Source organism: uncultured Merdimonas sp., from assembly GCF_963929015.1.
Lineage (GTDB): Bacteria > Bacillota > Clostridia > Lachnospirales > Lachnospiraceae > Merdimonas.
Genome location: NZ_CAWVHE010000014.1, coordinates 1 through 21,576, shown reverse-complemented (window position 1 = coordinate 21,576; position 21,576 = coordinate 1). Strand labels below are relative to the sequence as shown.

19 protein-coding genes and 1 other annotated feature are annotated in these 21,576 nt (G+C 50.4%); of the genes, 13 read left to right on the top strand and 6 right to left on the bottom strand.

Going from position 1 to position 21,576, the window contains the following annotated elements; translation table 11 throughout:
- Positions 1-97 precede the first annotated feature (97 nt).
- Genes vanR through ABGT54_RS10090 form a run of 4 tightly spaced genes read left to right on the top strand, consistent with a single transcriptional unit; the run spans position 98 to position 4,542 of the window.
- Entirely contained in the window at positions 98-787 is a 690-nt protein-coding gene (gene vanR, locus ABGT54_RS10105) for a VanR-ABDEGLN family response regulator transcription factor (RefSeq protein WP_346664045.1), read from the top strand.
- A complete protein-coding gene (locus ABGT54_RS10100) occupies positions 777-2,000 on the top strand; it encodes a HAMP domain-containing sensor histidine kinase (protein WP_346663991.1) in 1,224 nt (407 codons plus the stop codon). The genes vanR and ABGT54_RS10100 overlap by 11 nt, the downstream gene beginning before the upstream one ends.
- Entirely contained in the window at positions 1,921-2,973 is a 1,053-nt protein-coding gene (locus ABGT54_RS10095; RefSeq protein ID WP_346663990.1) for a DNA repair exonuclease, read from the top strand. Before ABGT54_RS10100 ends, ABGT54_RS10095 begins: the two co-directional genes overlap by 80 nt.
- Before the next feature lie 24 nt (positions 2,974-2,997).
- The gene (locus tag ABGT54_RS10090; protein WP_346663989.1) at positions 2,998-4,542 is read left to right on the top strand and encodes an AAA family ATPase; all 1,545 of its coding nucleotides are present in this window, start codon (positions 2,998-3,000) and stop codon (positions 4,540-4,542) included.
- Between the two features lie 86 nt (positions 4,543-4,628).
- On the opposite strand, the gene ABGT54_RS10085 is transcribed toward ABGT54_RS10090, so the two are convergent.
- From ABGT54_RS10085 to murC, 4 genes are all read right to left on the bottom strand, one after another.
- On the bottom strand, positions 4,629-5,813 hold the full coding sequence (locus ABGT54_RS10085) for a ribose-phosphate pyrophosphokinase (RefSeq protein WP_346663988.1): 1,185 nt from the start codon (positions 5,811-5,813) through the stop codon (positions 4,629-4,631).
- Positions 5,797-6,813, bottom strand: a complete 1,017-nt coding sequence (locus tag ABGT54_RS10080; protein WP_346663987.1) for an ATP-binding protein — start codon at positions 6,811-6,813, stop codon at positions 5,797-5,799. The genes ABGT54_RS10085 and ABGT54_RS10080 overlap by 17 nt, the downstream gene beginning before the upstream one ends.
- A gap of 26 nt (positions 6,814-6,839) precedes the next feature.
- The gene (locus ABGT54_RS10075) at positions 6,840-7,832 is read right to left on the bottom strand and encodes a DnaD domain protein (RefSeq protein ID WP_346663986.1); all 993 of its coding nucleotides are present in this window, start codon (positions 7,830-7,832) and stop codon (positions 6,840-6,842) included.
- Positions 7,833-7,960: 128 nt separating this feature from the next.
- Complete coding sequence (gene murC / locus ABGT54_RS10070) at positions 7,961-9,340, bottom strand: UDP-N-acetylmuramate--L-alanine ligase (protein WP_346663985.1); 1,380 nt, start codon at positions 9,338-9,340, stop codon at positions 7,961-7,963.
- A gap of 210 nt (positions 9,341-9,550) precedes the next feature.
- On the opposite strand from murC, the gene ABGT54_RS10065 reads away from it, so the two are divergent.
- The 7 genes from ABGT54_RS10065 to ABGT54_RS10035 all read left to right on the top strand — a co-directional run bounded on the left by ABGT54_RS10065 (position 9,551) and on the right by ABGT54_RS10035 (position 17,878).
- The gene (locus tag ABGT54_RS10065) at positions 9,551-10,825 is read left to right on the top strand and encodes a glucose-1-phosphate adenylyltransferase (RefSeq protein ID WP_346663984.1); all 1,275 of its coding nucleotides are present in this window, start codon (positions 9,551-9,553) and stop codon (positions 10,823-10,825) included.
- Positions 10,822-11,940 carry a glucose-1-phosphate adenylyltransferase subunit GlgD gene (glgD, locus tag ABGT54_RS10060; protein ID WP_346663983.1) on the top strand — a complete coding sequence of 373 codons (1,119 nt, stop codon included), beginning with the start codon at positions 10,822-10,824 and terminating at the stop codon, positions 11,938-11,940. Before ABGT54_RS10065 ends, glgD begins: the two co-directional genes overlap by 4 nt.
- Before the next feature lie 39 nt (positions 11,941-11,979).
- The gene (spoVG, locus tag ABGT54_RS10055) at positions 11,980-12,255 is read left to right on the top strand and encodes a septation regulator SpoVG (protein WP_346663982.1); all 276 of its coding nucleotides are present in this window, start codon (positions 11,980-11,982) and stop codon (positions 12,253-12,255) included.
- A 170-nt stretch (positions 12,256-12,425) separates the two neighbouring features.
- Positions 12,426-15,098 carry a hypothetical protein gene (locus tag ABGT54_RS10050; RefSeq protein ID WP_346663981.1) on the top strand — a complete coding sequence of 891 codons (2,673 nt, stop codon included), beginning with the start codon at positions 12,426-12,428 and terminating at the stop codon, positions 15,096-15,098.
- A 53-nt stretch (positions 15,099-15,151) separates the two neighbouring features.
- Positions 15,152-15,943: an ABC transporter ATP-binding protein gene (locus ABGT54_RS10045; protein WP_346664044.1), complete on the top strand. Its 792-nt coding sequence runs from the start codon at positions 15,152-15,154 to the stop codon at positions 15,941-15,943.
- A gap of 123 nt (positions 15,944-16,066) precedes the next feature.
- Positions 16,067-16,471, top strand: coding sequence for a hypothetical protein (locus ABGT54_RS10040; protein WP_346663980.1), 405 nt, complete (start codon positions 16,067-16,069; stop codon positions 16,469-16,471).
- Positions 16,472-16,642: 171 nt separating this feature from the next.
- Positions 16,643-17,878 (top strand): threonine/serine exporter family protein, encoded by a 1,236-nt coding sequence (locus ABGT54_RS10035; RefSeq protein WP_346663979.1) that lies wholly within the window; start codon positions 16,643-16,645, stop codon positions 17,876-17,878.
- A gap of 35 nt (positions 17,879-17,913) precedes the next feature.
- On the opposite strand, the gene ABGT54_RS10030 is transcribed toward ABGT54_RS10035, so the two are convergent.
- Positions 17,914-18,285 (bottom strand): hypothetical protein, encoded by a 372-nt coding sequence (locus ABGT54_RS10030; RefSeq protein WP_346663978.1) that lies wholly within the window; start codon positions 18,283-18,285, stop codon positions 17,914-17,916.
- A 4-nt stretch (positions 18,286-18,289) separates the two neighbouring features.
- The gene (locus ABGT54_RS10025) at positions 18,290-18,733 is read right to left on the bottom strand and encodes a pseudouridine synthase (RefSeq protein ID WP_346663977.1); all 444 of its coding nucleotides are present in this window, start codon (positions 18,731-18,733) and stop codon (positions 18,290-18,292) included.
- A 291-nt stretch (positions 18,734-19,024) separates the two neighbouring features.
- Positions 19,025-19,232 (top strand) — a binding site (T-box leader).
- Positions 19,233-19,337: 105 nt separating this feature from the next.
- Between ABGT54_RS10025 and proS the strand changes: the two genes are divergently transcribed.
- Together proS and ABGT54_RS10015 are read left to right on the top strand one after the other, a co-directional pair.
- Complete coding sequence (gene proS, locus ABGT54_RS10020) at positions 19,338-20,777, top strand: proline--tRNA ligase (protein ID WP_346663976.1); 1,440 nt, start codon at positions 19,338-19,340, stop codon at positions 20,775-20,777.
- Positions 20,778-20,872: 95 nt separating this feature from the next.
- Positions 20,873-21,448 carry a transposase gene (locus tag ABGT54_RS10015; RefSeq protein WP_346663975.1) on the top strand — a complete coding sequence of 192 codons (576 nt, stop codon included), beginning with the start codon at positions 20,873-20,875 and terminating at the stop codon, positions 21,446-21,448.
- The last annotated feature ends 128 nt before the right edge of the window (positions 21,449-21,576 follow it).

The window sequence follows — 21,576 nt, the reverse complement described above, 5'->3', positions numbered from 1 at the left end:
CGGCCAGAGAGGACTCGGTGAGGGAGACAGCCGAAGTGTGGAAAAGAGCAGGGATGAGAGACAGATACGGGGGAGAAATAAGGAGGTTTCCATGAGCATGAATATTTTGGTGGTGGATGATGAAAAGGAAATTGCAGATGTGATTGAACTGTATCTGCAAAGCGACCAGTACAGCGTTGTGAAGTGCTATACCGGCCAGGAGGCGCTGGAGTGCATCGGCAGCCGCAGGATTGATCTGGCGATCCTGGACATCATGCTTCCGGATATCGATGGATTTCAGATCCTGAAGCAGATCCGGGAAAAGTATAAGTTTCCGGTGATCATGCTGACGGCAAAGACCGAGTACATGGATAAAATCACCGGGCTTACCCTGGGGGCGGATGATTATATTCCCAAGCCATTTAATCCGCTGGAGCTGGTTGCCAGAGTCAAAGCGCAGCTGCGCCGCTACACCCAGTACAACGACGGAGGAAAGGAAGAGGGAGAGATCATCGATTTCGGCGGCATGTTCTTAAATAAGACTTCACATGAATGTGTCTACAATGAAGTGCCGCTGACCCTGACCCCGATTGAATTTGATATTCTCTGGCTTCTGTGCGAGAACCGGGGAAGGGTGCTTAGCTCCGAGGAGCTGTTTGAGAAAGTGTGGAACGAAAAATATTATAAAAACAGCAACAATACGGTGATGGTGCACATCCGGCATCTGCGGGAAAAGATGAGCGCACCCACCGGAAAATCGGACTTTATCAAGACCGTTTGGGGAGTGGGTTATAAAGTTGAAGAATAATTATCGCAAACTGAAGTTCAGCGTACTTTTGCAGACGCTTCTGATCACGGCGTTTACCGTGCTTGTGGGAGGCTTTTTGCTGAACTATGTGATCGACGGGATTTATAATGACAGCTTTGCCAATATATTTGTGGAGATCCTGATGAATTTTCATGTGGACGAGCAGACCGCCATTGACTGGTACTGGAAGCTGATCGGCGACAATAAAACTTTCTATATGATCGTCGGCTTTCTGCTTCTTTTTGGCGTGTTCTTTTATATTGCGCTGTCCAGAATGACCAGATATGTAGACCAGATCGGGGACGGTATCGAGAATATCGTCTCCGATTCTAATGAGCCGATCCATCTGATCACGGAGCTGAAGCCGATCGAGATCCGGTTAAACGAGATCAAGGCTACGATCCGGCGCCAGGAACTTCTGGCTGCAGAAGGAGAAAAGAAGAAAAATGATCTGGTTATTTTTCTTGCCCATGACCTGAAAACGCCGCTGACATCCATCGTGGCATATCTGACGATGCTGGAAAGCCACCCGGAGATGTCCGGGGAGGAGAGGGCAAAATATACCCATATTGCCCTGGACAAATCTATCCGTCTGGGAGAGCTGATCAATGAATTTTTTGATATTACCAGATATAACCTGCAGCAGATCGAGCTGGAGCCGATTGAGATCAATCTGTCTTTCATGCTGGAGCAGCTGGCGGACGAGCTTTACGGGGTGCTCCAGGAAAAGCATTTAAGTTGTCAGGTAGAGGTGGAGGAAAATCTGGTGGTCTATGGAGATCCGGACAAGCTGGCCAGGGTATTTGACAATATCCTCCGCAACGCGATTGCTTATTGTTATGAAGGCACCAGCATCCAGATCGAGGCGGCGGAAACCGGGGATCATGTGGAGATCATCTTTACCAATGAGGGGGATCGTATTCCCGGGGATATGCTGCAGACGATCTTTGAAAAATTTTATCGGGTGGACGGCGCCCGATCCAGCGGAACCGGCGGCGCGGGGCTTGGACTTGCGATCGCAAAAGAGATCGTAGAGCTTCACGGAGGCAGGATCCTGGCAAAAAGCGACGATCTGAAGACCCGGTTTATCGTAACTTTGCCAAGAAAGACCCGGGAGGAAGAAGAGGTGACAGATGAAGTTCATACACATCGCAGACGTACATTTGGGGGCAGATCCGGACGCAGGAAGCGCCCGCAGACAAAAGAGAAATAGAGAGCTGTGGGATACGTTCGAGAAGGTGATCGGGATCTGCAGGCGGGAGAAGACGGACCTGCTTCTGATCGCGGGAGATCTTTTTCACAGGCAGCCGCTTCTTAGAGAATTAAAAGAGGTAAACGCCATGTTTGCCTCGCTGGATGCCACAAGGGTGGTTCTGATCGCCGGTAATCACGACTACATTCGCCGGGATTCTTATTACCGGACTTTTTCCTGGAGCGGGAACGTTGCTTTTCTGGGAGAGGAACAGTTAAGTAAAGTGGAATATCCGGAATTATCCCTGGCTGTATACGGCCTTAGTTATCACAGCAGAGAGATCCGGGAGGCGCTCTATGAGGAGACGGAGCCCTCGGATCGTCAGAGATACCGGATCCTGCTGGCTCACGGCGGCGATGAGGAGCATATTCCCATTCATAAGAAGGAACTGCTGTCCATGGGTTATGATTATATCGCCCTTGGACATATCCACAAGCCGGGCGCACCGGACGCCCGGATGATTTATGCAGGCGCCCTGGAGCCCATTGACAGCGGCGATACCGGACCACACGGATATGTGGAGGGGGAACTTTCAGAAAACGGACTTAAGACCCGGTTTGTGCCTGCAGCCACAAGAGAATACCGGAAGCTTCAGATTCCGGTGACAGAGGAAACTACCGGGTATGCGCTCTCGGAAAAGATCCGCTCAGCCATAGAGGCGGAGGGCGTAGAAGATATCTACCGGATCCGGGTGACCGGGCAAAGGGATCCAGACATCCGTTTTGATCTCCGTGCCATGGATCCTTTTGGAAATATTGTGGAGCTGACAGACGAGACCCGGCCGGCTTATGATTTTGAGCGGCTGATGGCGCAGAATAAAGGGAATTTTCTGGGAGATTATATCCGGAGTTTTCAGGGGGCAAAAAAAGACAGTCTGGAATATCAGGCGCTGTGCGATGGTGTGCAGGCGCTTCTGGAAACCGGGAATCAATAAGGCGAAGATGGAAAGAGGACAGGTATGAAGATCCTGGAAGTATTGCTTGTGCATTTTGGAAAATTTCAGAATAAGAGGATCCGGCTGGAGGACGGGATCAACATTATCTACGGGGAAAATGAATCCGGCAAATCTACGATCCACACCTTTATCCGGGGCATGCTTTTTGGCATGGAGCGGAAACGGGGAAGAGGCTCTGCTTATGACGCCTACAGCATCTATGAACCCTGGGACGGCCCGGGACAGTATGCGGGTGTCTTAAGATTTGAAAGCGGGGGAAAAACGTTTCGTATCGAACGAAGCTTTGATAAGGCGAATAAGAAGGCAGGGCTGGTCTGCGAGGACGACGGCGAAAAACTGAGCCTGGAAGACGGGGATCTGGACGCTTTGCTGGACGGGCTGACTGCCGCGGGGTATGAGAATACCATTTCTCTTGGACAGATGAAGGCGCGTCCGGATCAGTCGCTGGGAGAGGCGCTTAAGGAGTACGCCACCAGCTGTTATGCGGCAGAGGATGGAAGTTTAAAGCCGGAACAGGCCATTCGTTTTTTGCTGGAGCAAAAAAAAGAAGTAGAAAAGGAAATCCGAACGGAGCTTGGCAGGCGGCAGCAGGAGCGGGAGGCAGTGGAACAGGAAGCCTCTTACGTCTGGCGGGAGCTCCACCGGTTCCTGGAAGAAGAAGAAGAGATCCGGGATCGTCTGCGGGACGAAGAACTTAGGGAAGAGAAAAGAGAGGAAGAGCACCGGCGGCTGGTAGACGAACTGCGTCCGCCCAGATGGCGGATCCATCCGCTGGAGATCCTGGTACTGTTGGCGGTGATGGTGGCGGCATTTTTCCTTCTTCCGGGTCCGATCAACTACCTGGTAGTCATTGTGATCTTCTTTGCCAGCAGCGTCTATGTGTGGAACCGCATAAAGGTTGGAAAAGGGAAGAAGGATCCTTCCACAGAACTGATCGAAGAGCTTCTGCCGGAGGAAGAGCGGGTATCCGGGGAAAAGCTTTCCTGGGAGCTGGAACGGGTGCTGCGGGAGAAAAAAGAGAAAGAGATCCAGTATGAAAATCTAAAGGAGCAGCTGGCGGAGATGAGTGTGGCAGGGGCATCTGATCAGGCTCTGGAGAAGAGGAGCCGGGCATTAAGTCTGGCGGTTGACCGGATGAATGAATTGTCGGAAGACTTTCGCGACCGGCTGTCCCGGCAGCTCAACGAAGAGGCCTCGGCTATTATCTGCAGCATTACCGGCGGGATCTATCAGAAGATGCGGGTGGAAGAGGGGCTTCGCATGGTGCTCGTAAAGGATGGAAAACGGATCGCAACGGAACAGGTAAGCTGCGGCACAGCAGAGCAGATCTGTTTTGCGCTTAGGATGGCTGCGGCAAAGATCCTGCAGGAGGAGGCACAGCCTGTGATCCTGGATGATGCGTTTGGCAATTACGATGATCAAAGATTAAAAGCCACTCTTCGGTGGCTGTTTGAGGAGAAAAGGCAGGTGCTGATCTTTACCTGTCAAAAGAGGGAGATCAGAGCGCTGCAGGAGATGGGGATTCCCTGCAATGTGATAGAAATTTGACGGGACACGATAACCGCATAAGAAAAAAGACAGGCCAACCGTCTGACGGGCAGCTTTGCAGCTGCGCCAGGCAGTTGGCCTGTCTTTTAGATTTCCTCGCCCCGGTTGTAGCTTGCAACAGCTTCCTGGATCCGTTCGCTGGGAGTCAGAATACTGCTGATGGATCCGTCGTGGTTCAGGGTATCGATCATCAGAGCGATGTATTTGCTCATATCGCAGTTGATATAGTAGGGTCTGGAAAGCAGCTCCGGCGTCTGGTAGATCAGGTTCGTGGTCAGGATCGCGTCGATGATGCCTTCCTCGTAGGCTTTGTCAAACTTTTCCATGCCGTTGGTAAAGAGGCCGAAGGTGGCTGCGGCAAAGATCCGTTTTGCCTTGCGGCGTTTCAGCTGGCGGGCGACATCCAGGATGCTGTCTCCGGAGGAGATCATGTCGTCCAGGATGATCACATCTTTTCCTTCCACCGAAGAGCCCAGGAATTCATGAGCTACGATGGGATTGCGTCCGTCCACGACCCGGGTGTAATCCCGGCGTTTATAGAACATACCCATATCCAGATTCAGTACATTGGCAAGATAAACGGCCCGTTCAGTGGCGCCCTCATCCGGGCTGATGGCCATCATGTGCTGGCTGTCGATCTTCAGATCGTCAAACCGGCGAAGGAGTCCCTTTACAAACTGATAGGTGGGACGTACAGTTTCAAATCCATTCAGAGGAATGGCATTTTGTACCCGTGGATCATGGGCGTCAAAGGTTATGATATTGTCTACGCCCATGCGGACCAGCTCCTGCAGGGCAAGGGCGCAGTCCAGAGATTCCCGGCTGGTACGACGGTGCTGCCGGCTCTCATAAAGGAAAGGCATGATCACATTGATCCGCCGGCCCTTTCCGCCGACTGCGGCGATCACGCGCTTTAAATTCTGATAATGGTCGTCCGGGGACATGTGGTTGATGTGCCCGGTCAGAGAATAAGTCAGGCTGTAATTGCAGACATCTACCATAATGTAGATGTCCATGCCCCTTACAGACTCTTTGATGATCCCCTTGGCTTCCCCAGAGCCAAAGCGGGGGACATTGGCGTTCACAAGGTAAGTGTCTCTTTCATATCCGCTGAAAGCCACGTCATTTTTGTGGATATGTCCGTCCTCTCTTCTCCATTTTACGAGATAGTCGTTGACCTTCTGGCCCATCTCTTCGCAGCCTTCCAGCGCGATGAGTCCCAGAGCTCCGATGGGTATATTGTCCAGATTTCGATCAGTGCGTCGCAGCATCCTTAGTACCTCCCAGATTTAATAATTTTTTTTGGATCCGTATATCATCCCCCGTCAGACGCAGCAGGATATAATTGCTGCTGATGCGGGAAAAGGTCCGTTCAGAATAGATTTCCTGAATATCCTCCAGCGCGAGATTGGTGGATATAATGGTTGATTTCTTTCTTAATATGCGTTCGTTCAGGCAGACAAACAGCTGGGACACGGTAAAAGAGTTGGAAAGCTCCGTGCCCAGATCGTCGATGATGAGAAGATCACAGTTGTAAATGTGATCCAGAGTTTCTTCGTCTTCTTCTGACCGCCGGCCAAACACACACTTTGCAAATATATCAAATAATCCGGCAGCTGTAAAGTAGATGACCGAAAAACCTGCGTTCATCACTTCTCTGGCAATGCAGTGGGAGAGGAAGGTCTTTCCCACGCCGGTGTCTCCGTAGAGCAGAAGATTCTCAAAGCGTTCAGAGAAATGATCTGCAAATGCCCGGCAGGTCTTTAACGCCGTCTGCATCGCTTCCTTTGCAGATCGGCCGGTAACCGGATCTATGTGGTTTGCGGAATAATAGTCTGTGGAAAAAGTAGAAAAATTCTCCTGCTCCAGGATCTCCTGCAGATTGGACTGAAGATAGAGAAGATCCGTTACTGCTTTCCGGAAACAGTGGCATTTTTCCGTGCCGATGTAACCGGTGTCCCGGCAGTCGGGGCAGGTGTAGGAGCGCTCCAGGTAATCTGCGGGGAAACCAGCGTCTGTAAGAAGGCGTTGCTTTTTTGCGGTAAGGCGGGCAAGCTCCTGTTTCAGAGACGCAAGGGCGTCGAGGTCTCCTTCCAGGAGACGTCTGGCCTTGTCCATGCCAAGAGAAGAAATAGACTGGTCCACTTCTTTAAGGGAAGGGATCCTTGCATAAGCCTCCCGATAATGTTCCCGGAGCCGGTGCTCGTTGTCGATCTGCCGTTGTTCATAAATACGCATGATTTGGTCGTACTGCGAATTGGTTAATGACATACCAGAAAGGGTCTCCTTTTCTGCATTTATTGCTGGATCAGTTTGCGTTCCAGGTCGTCCATGTTGTAGGAACGGCCTTCAAAGTTGTTGAATTTATTGATCTTATTGGGTTTGGCCGGTTTTTTCTCCCGGGAAACCATACGTTTTTCCTTTTCTTTCTGAAAATCAGCGTCCACTGTGCGGATGTCCGACAGCTGCCGGACATTTTTGGACTGCCAGTTTTTCAGGATGGAATCAGTGTATTCAAAATTAGGCTGATGGATGGCGCTCATGGTACGCCCGCAGGCTTCCAGGATGACCTCCAGGGAAAAGCCGTACTCTTCCTGCCATCTGCGTATGTAGGCAATCTCGGAAGGCGCGGGAGAGCGGCCTCCGATGCCGTAAGCTTTCAGCACCGAGTAAAAATTCTTGTGGTACTGCATGGTATTGGCTTTGGCCTCTTCCACGGTGCGGATATTCTGGGAATCCCAGGACAGAGCCACAGCCCGGATGTAGTGCATGCTCTTGTGGTTGTTTTCTACACAGTACTCGATCAGATATTCGATCAGATCCGCGGACATGCCCAGCACATCAAAGAAATAGACAATGGTGTCGATATCTGAGGCGGACAGGGTCTTGCCCAGATACTGTTCGGCCACAAAGAGGAGTTCTTTAAATTCCTTATCGCTTCTGGAAGGCGCAGCAACAGCCGGAGCAGAAGCCTCGCGTGCCGGGACGGCGGAAGATCCGCAGGAAGTCTGCGTAGATGCCTCGCCGGCCTCGCTGTATTCGGTGTAGTCCAGGATCCCCTGCTTTTTCCAGTACCGCAGGGCCCGGCGCACATCTTTTTCTGTACATTCCAGCACATCGGCCATCTCCGGGATGGACAGCACGCCGGAGGAGTCTCCCAGATGGCGCAGGACCAGAAGGTATACCTTTACATATTCTCCGTTGGCCTGGGGCATATACCGGTCAATAAAATCATTTTCCAGCACAGTGATATTATCCTGCGCGCAATTTCTAAGAGTTAACTTCGTCATAGTGCTTTCTGCCGCTCCTTCTAAATCTTGTGCTGTTTATTATAGCATCGGCTGTCCGGAGGATAAAGAAATTTCTGACGCAAAAATCAACTTTTTTGTGGATAAAATCCTGTGGAAAATGTGGATAACTAGTCCTTTAACAGCGCTTCCCCAATGTTTACAACGTCTCCCGCTCCCATAGTTATCAACAGGTCCCCTTTTTGACAGTGTTCCTGACAGAAATTCTCAATTTCTTCAAAGGAAGGGAAGTAGCAGGCGTCGCGGCCTTCTTCCTGCAGAGCCCTGGCGATGTCCTGTGAAGAGATGCCCAGGGTATCGGTCTCCCGGGCCGCATAGATATCTGCCAGGATCACATGGTCCGCCAGAGTAAGGGCAGACACAAAATCCGGAAAGAGGGCTTTGGTCCGGGTGTAGGTGTGGGGCTGGAAGATGCACCAGAGCTTCCTGTGGGGATAGTGAGCGGCTGCCGTAAGGGCCGCCCGGATCTCCGTGGGATGATGGGCGTAGTCGTCGATAACGGTGACGCCGTTAAATTCCCCTTTGTATTCAAAACGCCGGTTGGTGCCGGTAAATTCTTTTAATCCCTTTTTCATAACATCCACAGGTACACCCAGGATATCGCAGGCAGCGATGGCGGCCAGAGCATTGGATACATTGTGGTCTCCGTTGACCGCAAGGTGGATCCGGTCCGCAAAGGCGCCGGAGCGCATCAGGTCAAAAGAGGCGTCTCCCAGCTCGTCGTGGGTGATGTTGGCGGCGCTGTAGTCCAAAGAATCGTCCATGCCGTAGCGAACGACTCTGCAGCGCAGTCCCCGGGTGAAGGAGTCCAGATCCGGAATCTCGCTATTTACGATCAGCGTACCGTCCTCCGGCAGAAGTTCGGCAAACTTCCGGAAGGAACGGCGGATGTCGTCTAAATCTTTAAAGAAATCCAGATGATCTGCGTCAATGTTCAAAATGATGCCGATTTTCGGGAAAAAGTGAAGAAAACTGTTGGTATACTCACAGGCCTCCGTTACAAACAGGCCGGAATCTCCCACCCGGATATTGCCGCCGATAGTTTTTAAGATGCCGCCCACAGAGATGGTGGGATCCATGTTCCCGGAAAGCAGGATGTGGGAGAGCATGGAGGTTGTAGTTGTCTTTCCGTGGGTGCCGGCCACGGCGATGGGCGTCTCGTAATTTTTCATCAGCTGCCCGAGAAGCTCGGCCCGGCTTAACATGGGCAGTTCTTTTGCTGCAGCCGCCTGATATTCTTCGTTGTCTTCATGGATGGCGGCGGTGTAGACTACCACGTCGATGCCGGGGATGATGTTGGAGGCCTTCTGTCCGTAGAAGACCGTTGCGCCCAGGCTTTCCAGCCGGTCGGTAAGGGGCGACTCTTTGCTGTCGGAGCCGGATACGGTAAATCCTTCTTTTAAAAGGATCTCAGCCAGTCCGCTCATGCTGATGCCGCCGATGCCGATGAAATGTATGTGTACAGGTTTACTGAAATTAATCTGATACATATGCGCTCATACCTTTCCGAATTCAAAGTCATAAATGATAAATTCTTTCCATATTATTATATACAGATATGGGGAAAAAACCAAGCTGTAAGTTTTTGTGATATTTCCATAAAAAGTAAACAAAAATTGGAATTAATTTGTAAATTTTGTTCACGAATATATATTTGTATGATATAATGTATAATAATTTACTTATAAAGGGGTGATGACATGCGAAAGAAAGAGATGATTGCAATGCTGCTTGCGGGAGGACAGGGCAGCAGACTTGGAGTCCTCACGGCAAAAGTTGCAAAACCGGCGGTGGCCTTTGGCGGAAAATACCGCATCATAGATTTCCCTTTGAGCAATTGTATCAACTCCGGGATCGACACGGTGGGCGTTCTGACACAGTATCAGCCGCTGCGTCTGAATACGCATATCGGCATAGGGATCTCCTGGGATCTGGACCGCAATTTCGGCGGGGTTACGATCCTGCCGCCTTATGAAAAGAGCAGCAACAGCGAGTGGTATACCGGAACTGCCAATGCAATCTATCAGAATCTGGATTATATTGAGACCTATCATCCGGATTATGTGCTGATCCTGTCGGGAGATCATATCTACAAGATGGATTATGAGATTATGCTGGATTATCACAAAGAGCATAAGGCTGACGTCACGATCGCGGCCATGCCTGTGCCGATAGAAGAAGCCAGTCGATTTGGAGTTGTGGTGGCGGGAGAAGACGGACAGATTTCTGAATTTCAGGAAAAGCCGCCAGAGCCAAAAAGCAACCTGGCCTCTATGGGGATCTACATATTCAGCTGGCCGGTATTAAAGGAAGCGCTGCTGGCGCTCCGCAATGAACCCGGATGTGATTTTGGAAAACATATTATCCCGTACTGCCACGAAAAGGGACTTCGGCTTTTTGCCTATGAATACAACGGCTACTGGAAGGATGTGGGGACCCTCGGCTCATACTGGGAGGCCAATATGGAGCTGATCGACATTGTGCCGGAGTTCAATCTTTATGAAGAATACTGGAAAATCTATACCAATAGCGGGATCCTGCCGCCGCAGTACATATCCGGACAGGCAGTGATCGAAAGAAGTATCATTGGAAATGGATCCGAAATATACGGGGAAGTCAGAAACTGCGTGATCGGTTCCGGCGTGATCGTCGGCGAGGGCGCGGTAGTCCGGGACTCTATTATTATGAAGGATACCGTGATCGGAAAGGGATGTGTGGTGGATAAGGCGATCATTGCCGAGGACTGCCAGATCGGGGAAAATGTAACCCTTGGTATTGGCAGCGACGTTCCGAACAGGCTGAAGCCGGCCATCTATTCCTTTGGACTTGTGACCATCGGAGAAAACACCACAGTGCCGCCGGGGGTACAGATCGGAAAGAATACCGCGCTTAGCGGCTATACCGTGAAGGAGGACTATCCGAACGGAGTGCTGGAAAGCGGCGAGACTTTGATAAAGGCAGGTGAGCGCGTATGAAAGCAGTAGGGATCATACTGGCGGGCGGCAACAACCACAGAATGAGGGAACTGACTACCAAGAGGGCCGTTGCGGCGATGCCTATCGCCGGCAGCTACCGGGCCATAGATTTTACCCTGAGTAATATGAGTAATTCCCATATCCAGAAGGTGGCGGTACTGACACAGTACAACGCGCGTTCCCTGAACGAGCACCTGAATTCATCAAAATGGTGGGATTTCGGAAGAAAGCAGGGCGGTCTCTATGTATTTACCCCGACCATCACCGCCGATAATGGCTACTGGTACCGGGGAACTGCCGATGCGATCTACCAGAATCTGGATTTCTTAAGAAGATGCCATGAACCCTATGTGATCATCACATCCGGGGATGCCGTCTACAAAATGGACTACAATAAAGTACTGGAATATCACATTGCAAAGAAGGCGGACATTACCGTGGTCTGCAAAGAGCTGGATTCTCTGGAGGATGCCAGCCGTTTCGGTACCATTCGGATGGACGACACCATGCGGGTTACTGAATTTGAGGAGAAGCCTATGGTGGCAAACTCCAGCACAGTTTCCACAGGAATCTACATCGTCAGGAGACGCCTCCTGATCGACCTGATCGAGCACTGTGCGGAGGAAGACAGGTATGATTTTGTAACCGATATCCTGATCAGATATAAAAATCTGAAAAAGATATATGGTTATAAAATAAAAGATTACTGGAGCAACATATCAACGGTGGATGCGTACTATCGGACAAACATGGATTTTCTAAGACCCGAAGTCAGGGAATATTTCTTCAAAAAGCGTCCGGAGATTTATTCCAAAGTCAGCGATCTGCCTCCCGCAAAATACAATCCGGGCTCAGTTGTGAAAAACAGCCTGGTGGCCAGCGGAAGCATCATCAATGGAACCGTGGAAAATTCGATTCTTTTCAAGAAAACATTTGTCGGGAATAATTGTGTGATCAAGAATTCTATTATTCTAAATGACGTCTACCTTGGCGACAATACTTATATTGAGAATTGCATCGTCGAGAGCAGAGACACGATCAGAGCAAATACACGCTATGTTGGGGAAAATGGTGTGAAGGTAGTTGTAGAAAAGAACGAAAGGTATGCGCTGTAAAAGAAATATCCGCAGCGCATGGAGAAAGGGGCAGCAAGGATGCAGATTACAGATGTACGAGTAAGAAAAGTAGCAAAAGAAGGGAAACTGAAAGCAGTGGTTTCCATCACCATGGATGAGGAGTTTGTGGTACATGACATCAAGGTAATTGAAGGCGAGAAGGGACTTTTCATTGCCATGCCGAGCAAGAAGGCATTGGACGGTGAGTACCGGGACATTGCACACCCGATCAACTCCGCGACAAGAGAGCGGATCCAGACCATGATCCTGGAAAAATACCAGGAAGCCATGGAAAATGACGACAACGAAGAATAGGCACCAGGGACATAAAAAGCGGCGGCTTCTGTAAAAAGAGCCGCCGCTTATTTTAGGATGAAAGATGTCAGGACACTTGTCTCTTTCCGGCTCCGGTGTTATGATTTTGGTAAATACGCCGGATCCTTTGGGGAAAAGCGACCCGGACAGGAAAATTGAGAGGACATGTTATGAAGTGGGAAACAAAATCCGGATTTCGGTGGATCCTGCTGGCTACAGGGCTCCTGGTACAGGTGTACTATCTCTGGCCCTGGATCCGGGGAGAGGAGCATACTTATAACAGTATTACTTATCTGATGGCGGTGATCCGCAAGGGCGGCGCGGCGGTTCTTATGCAGGAGGAATTTCCGCTAAGCCTGGAGCTTGGCGGGAATCTTCCGGCGTTTGCCGGTCAGTTTGTATTGGTGGCTGTGCTGCTGACGCTTTCGCAGGCTCTTTGTATCATTGCTGTGATCGGTGGGATGAACGGCTTTCGGTATAAGTTTTGCTCAGCAGCTGCGGCCGTGATCGGATGTGCTTTGATGTACATTGCCGAAGTCATTGTATCGCCCGGGGATGTAATGGTCGGGAAGAAGGAAATTCTCGGGACATTTACTTATTTTTACCCTTATTGCGGGGTTATTGCGGCCGGATTATTGTATACAGTCGTTCGGCTCCTGGAAGCATGGGACGAGGCGGACAGACGCCATCGAAAGGAGCAGGAGGCAAAGCGGTTTTACCGGCAGGAGAGGAAGAGAAGGCTCCGGTTTCCCGGGCATTATTGCAGACTGCTTTACCGGGTTCTGTGGAAGGACATGAGATATCGCCGGAAGGATATTTCCTATCTTTTTTTGTCTGCGTTTTTGTCCGCGCTTTTTCTTTTTCTTGGACTTGGGATCTATCAGAATTTTTCCGGCAGCTATGGAGAGGACGGCGGCATGCTGGGGCTGGGTCTGGTGGAGATTGTGAGGGATTTTTTGGTGGCGATCCTGTTTATCGGCCTTTTTCTCGTCTCTTCTGCCATGTCGTTTTATCAGAAGCGAAGGATGGCGGGCATGGGGCTGATTGAAACACTGGGGATCCGAAGCGGTACGCTGTTTGCGACCTGGGTTGGTGAGATCATTGCCTGTCTGGCGGCAGCTGTGGCTCTGTCCTGGGGGATTGGCAGCCTGGGGTTGTATCTGCTCTGTAAGGGGATCGAAAGGTGGATGCCCGGATATGAAAGCACGGGTACAGCAGGCGTGGGCGTATATATCTGGACACTGGCGGGTACGGCGCTCCTTGGTCTGTGTGGGTATGCCGCGTCTTATGAGATGCAGCGGGGATCCGCCTCCACAGATACCAGAAATGCAGCGGCGAAATGGGAGCCTGTGACCGGACGGTTTACAATAGCTTCGGCTGTGGCGGCAGGTATTCTGGGAATTCTTTGTCTGTCCTTTTACGGACAGAGAAGAATGGCGGAAAGTCTTGTGCTTGCCTGCGGATTTTTGTTGTGCGCGGCGATCGTGTTCCGTTCCCTGTGGGGACTTTGGATGAAAAGAGGACTGAAAGATCCGGAAAAGACTCTGCCGGCGCTGCCGAAGATCTGCCGGACGCGCTGCCGGTTTCGGACGGTGACCAGATACCTTTCCCTGCTGACGGTGGTACATGTGTTGTGCTTAAGCGTATTTTCTGTAAAGTTTCTTTCTGCCCGGATCGCAGACGACCCGGAGGATCTGTATCCTTACGATTATGTCTATCTGGCCAACGGAGAGGATGACAGATATTTTAAACAGCTGGAGGAAGAATGCGGGGCGGAGGTTTATCAATTTCCTATGGTAAGGGCCACCACCCTGGACAATACAGAGATGCCCAACCAATTTACAGAGATTGTAGTACAGCAGGGACAAAATATCGGCATTTCAGAAACGACTTACCGGGCGCTGAAGGAACTGGCAGGAGAGACGTGGGAAGATCTTTTGCTGGATGATGCGGGCAGGCGGATCCATGTGGTCTACCAACAAGATCAGGCCGCCAGGGCAAAACCGCTGGACTGGTTCCAGTGGACCGGCAAACCCTATGTCCATATCGGCCAGGCATTGATGGGCCATGATATTTATACACGGGCAAAGACTTATCCGCCAAGAGAGATTATAAGCGAGGAGCGGGGCTCTTTGATCGGCGCCTTCAGGCAGGGAAAGTATGAGAATCTGATCGTGTTTTCAGATGCCTATTTTGAAGCGGTAAAAGACTCCTGGAGAACCACGGATCTTCTGACCGGAGAACCGGTGAGCGAAAAGGATGCAGTGCCGGACGTGACGATCCATGAGTGGCCTACCCGGCTGTGTCTGGTCAATGTGCCAGAGGAATACCGGGCGCAGGCGGACGAGATCCTGGAGGAATTTAGAACGGCGCATGCCTTTGATGAACAATTTGACCCGCTGGTAAAAAGCGCCTATATCGGCAGCGAAGGGCGGCACCAGAGACAGATGGAGCAGCAGATGGAAATGCTGGTGAATGGTATTGTATTACTGATGCTGTTGGCGGTGGGGATGTTTGTGCTTCGTATGAGGATGAAGATGGATCTGCCGGAGCTGAAACAAGATTACCGTTTTTTTGTAACCTTTGGAATGGAGGAAAAAGAAAGGATTCGTCTTATGAAACGGGAGGTGTCACGGTATGTGTGGGTGCCGCTTGCGCTTGCCTGTGGGATATCCCTCCTGCTGACGGGAATCCTGTGGAAGCTTCGGCTGTATCAGGCGGCAGATATGGCCGCTTATCTGAAATGGGGGCTTCCGGTATGGGGCGTCTATGTTCTGGCGCAGGTTCTGAATATGAAGCTGCTTCAGAAGAATGTGAACCGGGAGCTGGAAGGAGAAGAATGAGGATGGAAAAGATGACAGATCAGAGGGCAGAAAAACAGATGGAAGATCAGCGGATGCAGAAGAGGACCGGGGCAGGAGATACGGCTAAGAGTTGTCCGGTTCTGGAGGCAAGGGATCTGGTGCGGAATTATACAGGGACCGGGGAACCGAAGGAAAAGCATGAGATCCGGGTGCTGAAGGGATTGAATTTTCAGGTGGAACGTCAGGAGTTTGTGGGAATTATGGGACGTTCCGGCTGCGGAAAGACGACGCTTCTTAAGATCCTTGGTATGATTGACCGGCAGACCGGGGGCAGTCTGTATTTTAAAGGCAGTGATACGCAGGAGCTGTGGAAAGATGAGTTGGCGGACATTCGCCGCAGGGACATCGGGTTTGTCTTTCAGGATTTTTATCTGATGGACAGCCTGACGGTGAAGGAGAATATTATGCTGCCTAAGATTCTGGATAAAGGCGTTGCCCGGGAATGTATCGCGAAGGCGGAAGAACTGGCGGAACAGTTTGGGATTCGCGGGCTGCTGGAGAAGAAGCCATATGAGCTCTCCGGCGGGGAAAAGCAAAGAGTGGCCATCTGCCGGGCGCTGATCAATGACCCGGAGCTGATCCTGGCGGATGAGCCTACCGGAAATCTGGATTCCAAGTCCGGGGATGTGGTGATTTCTACCATGTCCCGGATCAATCAGGAACTTGGCAAGACCATCGTCATGGTGACTCACGATCCCAAGATGGCCAGTTATTGCAGCCGCCTCATTCTTCTGAAGGACGGCGTGATCCTGGAGGATCTATTCAGGGGGGAGGATCAGGAGAGTTTTTATCAGGAAATTCTGGTGAAGATGAAGGAGTTGTAAGGGCATCGTTTTCTTCCCGGAAATTCACTGCCTGGGAAGGAAATGCCGCCTGCGGCGTCGCTTCCTTGCGGCAGTGGTATATTATGTGTGGTGCCGGGCATAGACTGTATTGGAAGAAGAGGGATGACGGTACGGGGAGATGCAGGACCGGTATGCAAAAAGAGGCGGGAGACGGTCCTTCCCCGGCCGGAAAAGGAAGGGGGAGAATCAGTGGAGAGTCCGGAAAAACGCAGGCAAAGACTTTTGAAGGAGACCCGTTCCCTTTACCGCGACCACGGGGGCGCTCCGGTGGTGCATCCAAGATATGGAGCAGTCTGCCACGGATTGTATGAGGGAGAGGGGCACGACCTTCCGAGAGGAACGTTCGGGGTCCGCTTTCTTTTGTGCTGTTTTTTATTTACCTTGTTTGTGACAATGGACCGCCGGGAGATGAAGGTGCTGGATGTGGACAGTGACAGGATCGAGGAGGTGATTTCCCGGGATGTGGTCCTGCCGGATACGGAGGAATGGATATCCCGGATTTTTTAAGACAGATTGTGTATTTTTTAACTTTTGGAAAAAGCATTGCATTTTTCCGGGTTATTTTCTACAATGGGGGCTGTATGTGAAAGAGAAGCGGAGCGGGACTCTAAAGGCAGGTTTTCGTGCGCTCTTTTGATGCAGGATGAGGGATTAGGAAAATAACTGGAGGAATGGAGAATGGATTACAAACGGATTTTGGAAGGGATCCTGGATATCGGAGAGGCCATGCTGTGCAGCGGGGCGGAGAATTTCCGCCTGGATGATACGCTGTACCGGATGTGCAGAAGCTATGGATTTGTGCGGTATGATGTATTTGCAATTCCCAGTAATATCCAGATTACCGTGGAGACGCCGGAGGGGGAGATCCTGACGCAGATCCGGCATATTGAGTCTACCGGGATCAATTATGACCGGCTGGATTATCTGAATAATCTGGCCAGATATGTCTGTGCCCATACGCCGGACGCGAAGGAGCTGCACGAAAGATATCTGGAAGTTATGGCGCGCAAAGAGCCGTCGCTTCCGGTGACCTATCTGGCGGGCATTATGGGCGGCGCAGGCTTTGCCGTGTTCTTTGGCTGCGGGCTTGTAGACGGGATTGTGGCGGGGCTGGTGTCTGCGCTGATCGTGTTTGCCGGAAACTGGCTGGGAAAACGGGAAAGCAATCTTTTGATCTACAATCTGATCCTGGCATTTCTGGCGGAAATGGTGATCATCGCCATGTCTTTCCTGGGGATCGGAACTCATCCGGACCGGATTATGATTGGGATCGTCATGCTCCTGATCAGTGCCCTTAGCACGACAAATGGCATCCGGGAAATCCTGCAGAGAGACTTTATTTCCGGACTGATCAATATTATGAATTCGATCCTGGGTGCGGCAGGGATCGCATTTGGGATCGCCATTGCCATGTGGCTGCTGGGCGGCGGACATTCCGATGGATTTACCCTGAATTCCAATCCGGTGATCCAGCTGATCTCCTGTACGGTGGCCTGCGTGGGATTTGCCCTGTGGTTTAAGATCAAAGGCGTGCAGGTGATGTATTCCGGGATCGGAGCGTTTTTTACCTGGCTGATCTATATGGTGGTGTTTGCGATCTGGCCAAGCAACTTTGGGGCGACCATGGCGGGCGCGGTGTTTGTGGCGGCCTATGCCTTTATTATGTCCAGGATCAATAAGGCGCCGGCTACGATTTTTCTGACTGCCTCTGCCTTTCCGCTGATCCCCGGACCAAATCTCTACTATATGATGTATGGCTGGGTCAGCGCAGATTCGGCTATGGCCCGCAGTGAGACCGGAGTGCTCCTGGAAACCTGTCTTGCCATCGCGCTGGGCTTCTTGATCGTAGATGTAGTGTCACGGTGCATCCTGTATGCAAAGAAGCAGGAGATCCAGATCGGCAAACGCGCATAAGGAGTGCAGAATAAGGAATGCCAGAATAAGGAGTGTCAGAACCCATAGTCTTCCAGATTGCTGATCTGGAAGGCCATGGGTTTTTTTGTCGTCGGATGGAAGAACGTAAGCCGGCAGGCGCACAGACAGATCTGTTGCCAGGGCCGGGCGGTGGGCCGGACGTCTGACTGGCCGCGGAGAGTATCAGGATGACCGGAAGGAGCGGAAGTTATCCCCGTTATCCCCGCAATTTCCCGGGAATGTGGATTATATTTGGTGTCGCCCACAATCGGACAGCCCATATGAGCCAGTTGTACCCGGATCTGGTGATGGCGTCCGGTGAAAATGTGGATAAATAGGGTGGTGCCTTCGGATGGGGACGGGGGATTTCTGGAAATCCCCCGTCCCCATCCGAAGGAGTTTTCCACAACTTCATACTCTAATCGGGCAAGTTTTGCATTTTTTTCTCCGGGATCGCATATTCTGGAAGTGTTGGTGAGGGGATCCCGGCACATATAGTTTTCCAGGATGCCGGAAGGTTTTGGAGGGCGGGCCCTCCACCAGGGCGCAATAATATTTGCCGAAAGAAGTTTTGTCTGGATTTTGCAGCTGGCGGTTTAATTCTCTGGCCGCTGCCGGGGTTTTGGCGAATACCAGGAGACCGGATACCGGCTGATCCAGCCGGTGGATGACTGCCAGATAAGGCTCGCCGGAAGCAGGATTTATCTGGTACAGATGTTGTTTCAGCAGGCGTACCATATCCGGAGCTCCCGTGGATCGAGTCTGGGTGGCGATTCCGGGCGGCTTGACACAGACGATGATCTGTGTGTCTTCATATAAAATATGTAACGGTGTTTTTGATGATAAATGGTACATGGGCTCCTCCGATTACAGTGTGCTGTTTTTCTTTCTTAAATTCTATTTAAGCACAGCCGGAGGAAATATGCAAATATCCGGCATTTTGTGATGGCGATGTCTGCGGCCTTGATAATGAGAGGATTTCATTTTCGAGAATGAAGGGTATTTTTATTGATGAAAGGGAAATATCTATAGTTTAAAAGGGAGGAATTTTGAAGCGTACAGAGGGGACATTTCCTGTAGATAAGGGGGAGTTCGCCCTTGACAAATGGGGAGGGATGGATTAGAATTACGGATAACTCAAGATTTTTATGGGCTGCGAAGGGGATTAGTACATGAGAGCAGGCACAGAGAGGGAATCAGCGGGTGTGAGATTCCTGCCGGGAGTTCTTGTGGAACCGGCCCTGGAGCCCCTGCATGAAAATGCAGCGTGTTGCCAGCGTTAATGGTAAATGAGCGAACTGCCGGAAGAAGGCAGTTAACTAGGGTGGTACCGCCGAGCTTTTCGGTCCCTTTTTTGGGGAGCGCGAAGATCGGCGTTTTTATTTGCCGGGGACAGCGCTTCTGCAGCAAAAATGTGCCGGAGGTTTCCGGCTGTCAGAGAAAAGGAGAGAAGAAAGTCATGGCAAAGGAAAAATTAGTCAAAAATATCACACCTCGTGATGAGAATTTTGCACAGTGGTATACAGATGTAGTCCGCGAAGCAAATCTGTGTGATTATTCCAGTGTAAAAGGTTGTCTGAATTATCTGCCCAACGGATATGCGATCTGGGAGCTGATCCAGGCTGATCTGGACAGACGGTTTAAAGAAACCGGCGTAGAAAATGTTTATCTGCCGGTATTGATCCCGGAGAGTCTTCTGGAAAAAGAGGCGGATCATGTGGAAGGATTTGCGCCTGAGGTCGCGTGGGTTACTCACGGTGGTATGGAGAGACTGCAGGAGCGGATGTGCATCCGCCCGACGTCTGAGACATTGTTCTGTGATCTGTGGGCAAAGACAGTCCGTTCTTACCGGGATCTTCCGAAGGTATGGAACCAGTGGAACTCTGTACTTCGCTGGGAAAAAACTACCAGACCTTTCCTTCGTTCCAGGGAGTTTTTGTGGCAGGAAGGCCACACCCTTCATGCAACTTATGAAGAAGCAGAGGCAAGAACGATCCAGATGTGGGAAGTTTACAAAGATTGTTACAGAGAGACCATGGCGATTCCGTTTGTAGCCGGAAGAAAGGCAGAGAATGAGAAGTTTGCCGGAGCACAGGATACTTATACCATCGAGGCGTTGATGCACGATGGCAAGGCTCTGCAGTCTGCCACCAGCCATTTCTTCGGAAGCGGATTCCCGGACGCCTTCGGCATTAAGTATGTGGATAAAAATAACCAGCTTCAGAGCGCTTACGAGACTTCCTGGGGATGGTCCACCAGAAGTATCGGAGCTCTGATCATGGTACACGGAGATGATGACGGACTGGTGCTGCCGCCTCATGTGGCTCCGGTAGAGTGCCGGATTATTCCGATCGCACAGCATAAGGAAGGCGTGCTGGAAAGCTCCTATGCACTTTACGAAGAACTGAAGAAAGCAGGATATAGAGTAAAAATAGACGACTCCGACAAGAGTACCGGATGGAAATTCTCTGAGCAGGAGATTCTTGGAATCCCCACCCGTATCGAGATCGGACCAAAAGATCTGGAGAAAAAACAGGTTGTTGTAGTACGCCGTGACAACCGCGAGAAGATTGTAGTTTCTCTGGATGAAATTGCGGTAAAACTGCGTGAGATCCTGGAACAGGAGCAGCAGGATATGTACGACAGAGCCAACAAATTCCTGCAGGATCATATTGATACCGCAGTGACTCTGGATGAGATGGTAGAGAAATTCAAAGAAAACCGTGGTTTTGTAAAAGCATGCTGGTGCGGCGATCCCGAATGCGAGGGCGAAGTAAAATACGCAACCGGCGGAGCAGCAACCCGCTGTCTGATTGAAGACGAAGAAATGATTTCCGATAAATGTATCTGGTGTGGAAAACCCGCAAAACACATGGTATATTGGGGAAAATCTTATTAAAACTCTTCATTGGGGACGGGGGATTTCTGGAAATCCCCCGTCCCCAATGAGACATCCCGTCTCTTATCCACAGAATCTGGATAAGGAGGGATTATATGGCGCGACAACCTAGAAGAGAAAGTAGAACGAAAATATATCATCTCGTTAACCGTGGGATTGATCGAAAAGCTATATTTGGAGAAAAGCGTGAGCGTTCCAGAATGCTTAATATTATTCGTGAATTCTACAAAAAATATCAGGTTAATTTCTATGCATATTGCATCATGCCAAATCATTTTCATTTGCTGGTGCAGGGAGAATTAGAGACCCTGGCACTTTTCATGGCTGTAATCTCAGCAAGATACGCACTTTACTATAACTATAAACATCAACGAACTGGATATGTGTTTCAAAATCGTTACCGAAGTCAATGTATAGAAGATGAGTCATATTTTTGGAATTGTCTTCGGTATATTCATCTAAATCCGATAAAAGCCGGACTGGTCCGTGAGCTCGTCGGCTATCCCTACGGAAGCATGAAAGAATTCTGCACAATGAATGATGAAGAAGATCAGATTCTATGTGCAGATTCTTATAAAAAAATCAAGGAACATTTTGGAAATAGTCGGGAATTTTTGGCTTTTCACGAACAAAAATGCCTGGAATTATTCATTGATGAAAAAAGAGGATGAGCTGGATCAGAAAGTAGAGGCTGCAAGAATAATTCTTGAGAAATTTGCAGCAAATCTGAATATTTCTTTGCTGGAAGTGATACAATATGCAGAATTACGAGCGGCATACGAAACACGCGATCTAGTGT

Excerpts from the sequence above, each read along its gene's own strand:
- vanR (WP_346664045.1), top strand. The coding sequence starts at position 98 with ATGAATATTTTGGTGGTGGATGATGAAAAGGAAATTGCAGATGTGATT.
- ABGT54_RS10095 (WP_346663990.1), top strand. The coding sequence starts at position 1,921 with ATGAAGTTCATACACATCGCAGACGTACATTTGGGGGCAGATCCGGAC.
- ABGT54_RS10090 (WP_346663989.1), top strand. The coding sequence starts at position 2,998 with ATGAAGATCCTGGAAGTATTGCTTGTGCATTTTGGAAAATTTCAGAAT.
- ABGT54_RS10085 (WP_346663988.1), bottom strand. The coding sequence starts at position 5,813 with ATGCTGCGACGCACTGATCGAAATCTGGACAATATACCCATCGGAGCT.
- ABGT54_RS10080 (WP_346663987.1), bottom strand. The coding sequence starts at position 6,813 with ATGTCATTAACCAATTCGCAGTACGACCAAATCATGCGTATTTATGAA.
- ABGT54_RS10075 (WP_346663986.1), bottom strand. The coding sequence starts at position 7,832 with ATGACGAAGTTAACTCTTAGAAATTGCGCGCAGGATAATATCACTGTG.
- murC (WP_346663985.1), bottom strand. The coding sequence starts at position 9,340 with ATGTATCAGATTAATTTCAGTAAACCTGTACACATACATTTCATCGGC.
- ABGT54_RS10065 (WP_346663984.1), top strand. The coding sequence starts at position 9,551 with ATGCGAAAGAAAGAGATGATTGCAATGCTGCTTGCGGGAGGACAGGGC.
- glgD (WP_346663983.1), top strand. The coding sequence starts at position 10,822 with ATGAAAGCAGTAGGGATCATACTGGCGGGCGGCAACAACCACAGAATG.
- spoVG (WP_346663982.1), top strand. The coding sequence starts at position 11,980 with ATGCAGATTACAGATGTACGAGTAAGAAAAGTAGCAAAAGAAGGGAAA.
- ABGT54_RS10050 (WP_346663981.1), top strand. The coding sequence starts at position 12,426 with ATGAAGTGGGAAACAAAATCCGGATTTCGGTGGATCCTGCTGGCTACA.
- ABGT54_RS10045 (WP_346664044.1), top strand. The coding sequence starts at position 15,152 with ATGCAGAAGAGGACCGGGGCAGGAGATACGGCTAAGAGTTGTCCGGTT.
- ABGT54_RS10040 (WP_346663980.1), top strand. The coding sequence starts at position 16,067 with ATGACGGTACGGGGAGATGCAGGACCGGTATGCAAAAAGAGGCGGGAG.
- ABGT54_RS10035 (WP_346663979.1), top strand. The coding sequence starts at position 16,643 with ATGGATTACAAACGGATTTTGGAAGGGATCCTGGATATCGGAGAGGCC.
- ABGT54_RS10025 (WP_346663977.1), bottom strand. The coding sequence starts at position 18,733 with ATGTACCATTTATCATCAAAAACACCGTTACATATTTTATATGAAGAC.
- proS (WP_346663976.1), top strand. The coding sequence starts at position 19,338 with ATGGCAAAGGAAAAATTAGTCAAAAATATCACACCTCGTGATGAGAAT.
- ABGT54_RS10015 (WP_346663975.1), top strand. The coding sequence starts at position 20,873 with ATGGCGCGACAACCTAGAAGAGAAAGTAGAACGAAAATATATCATCTC.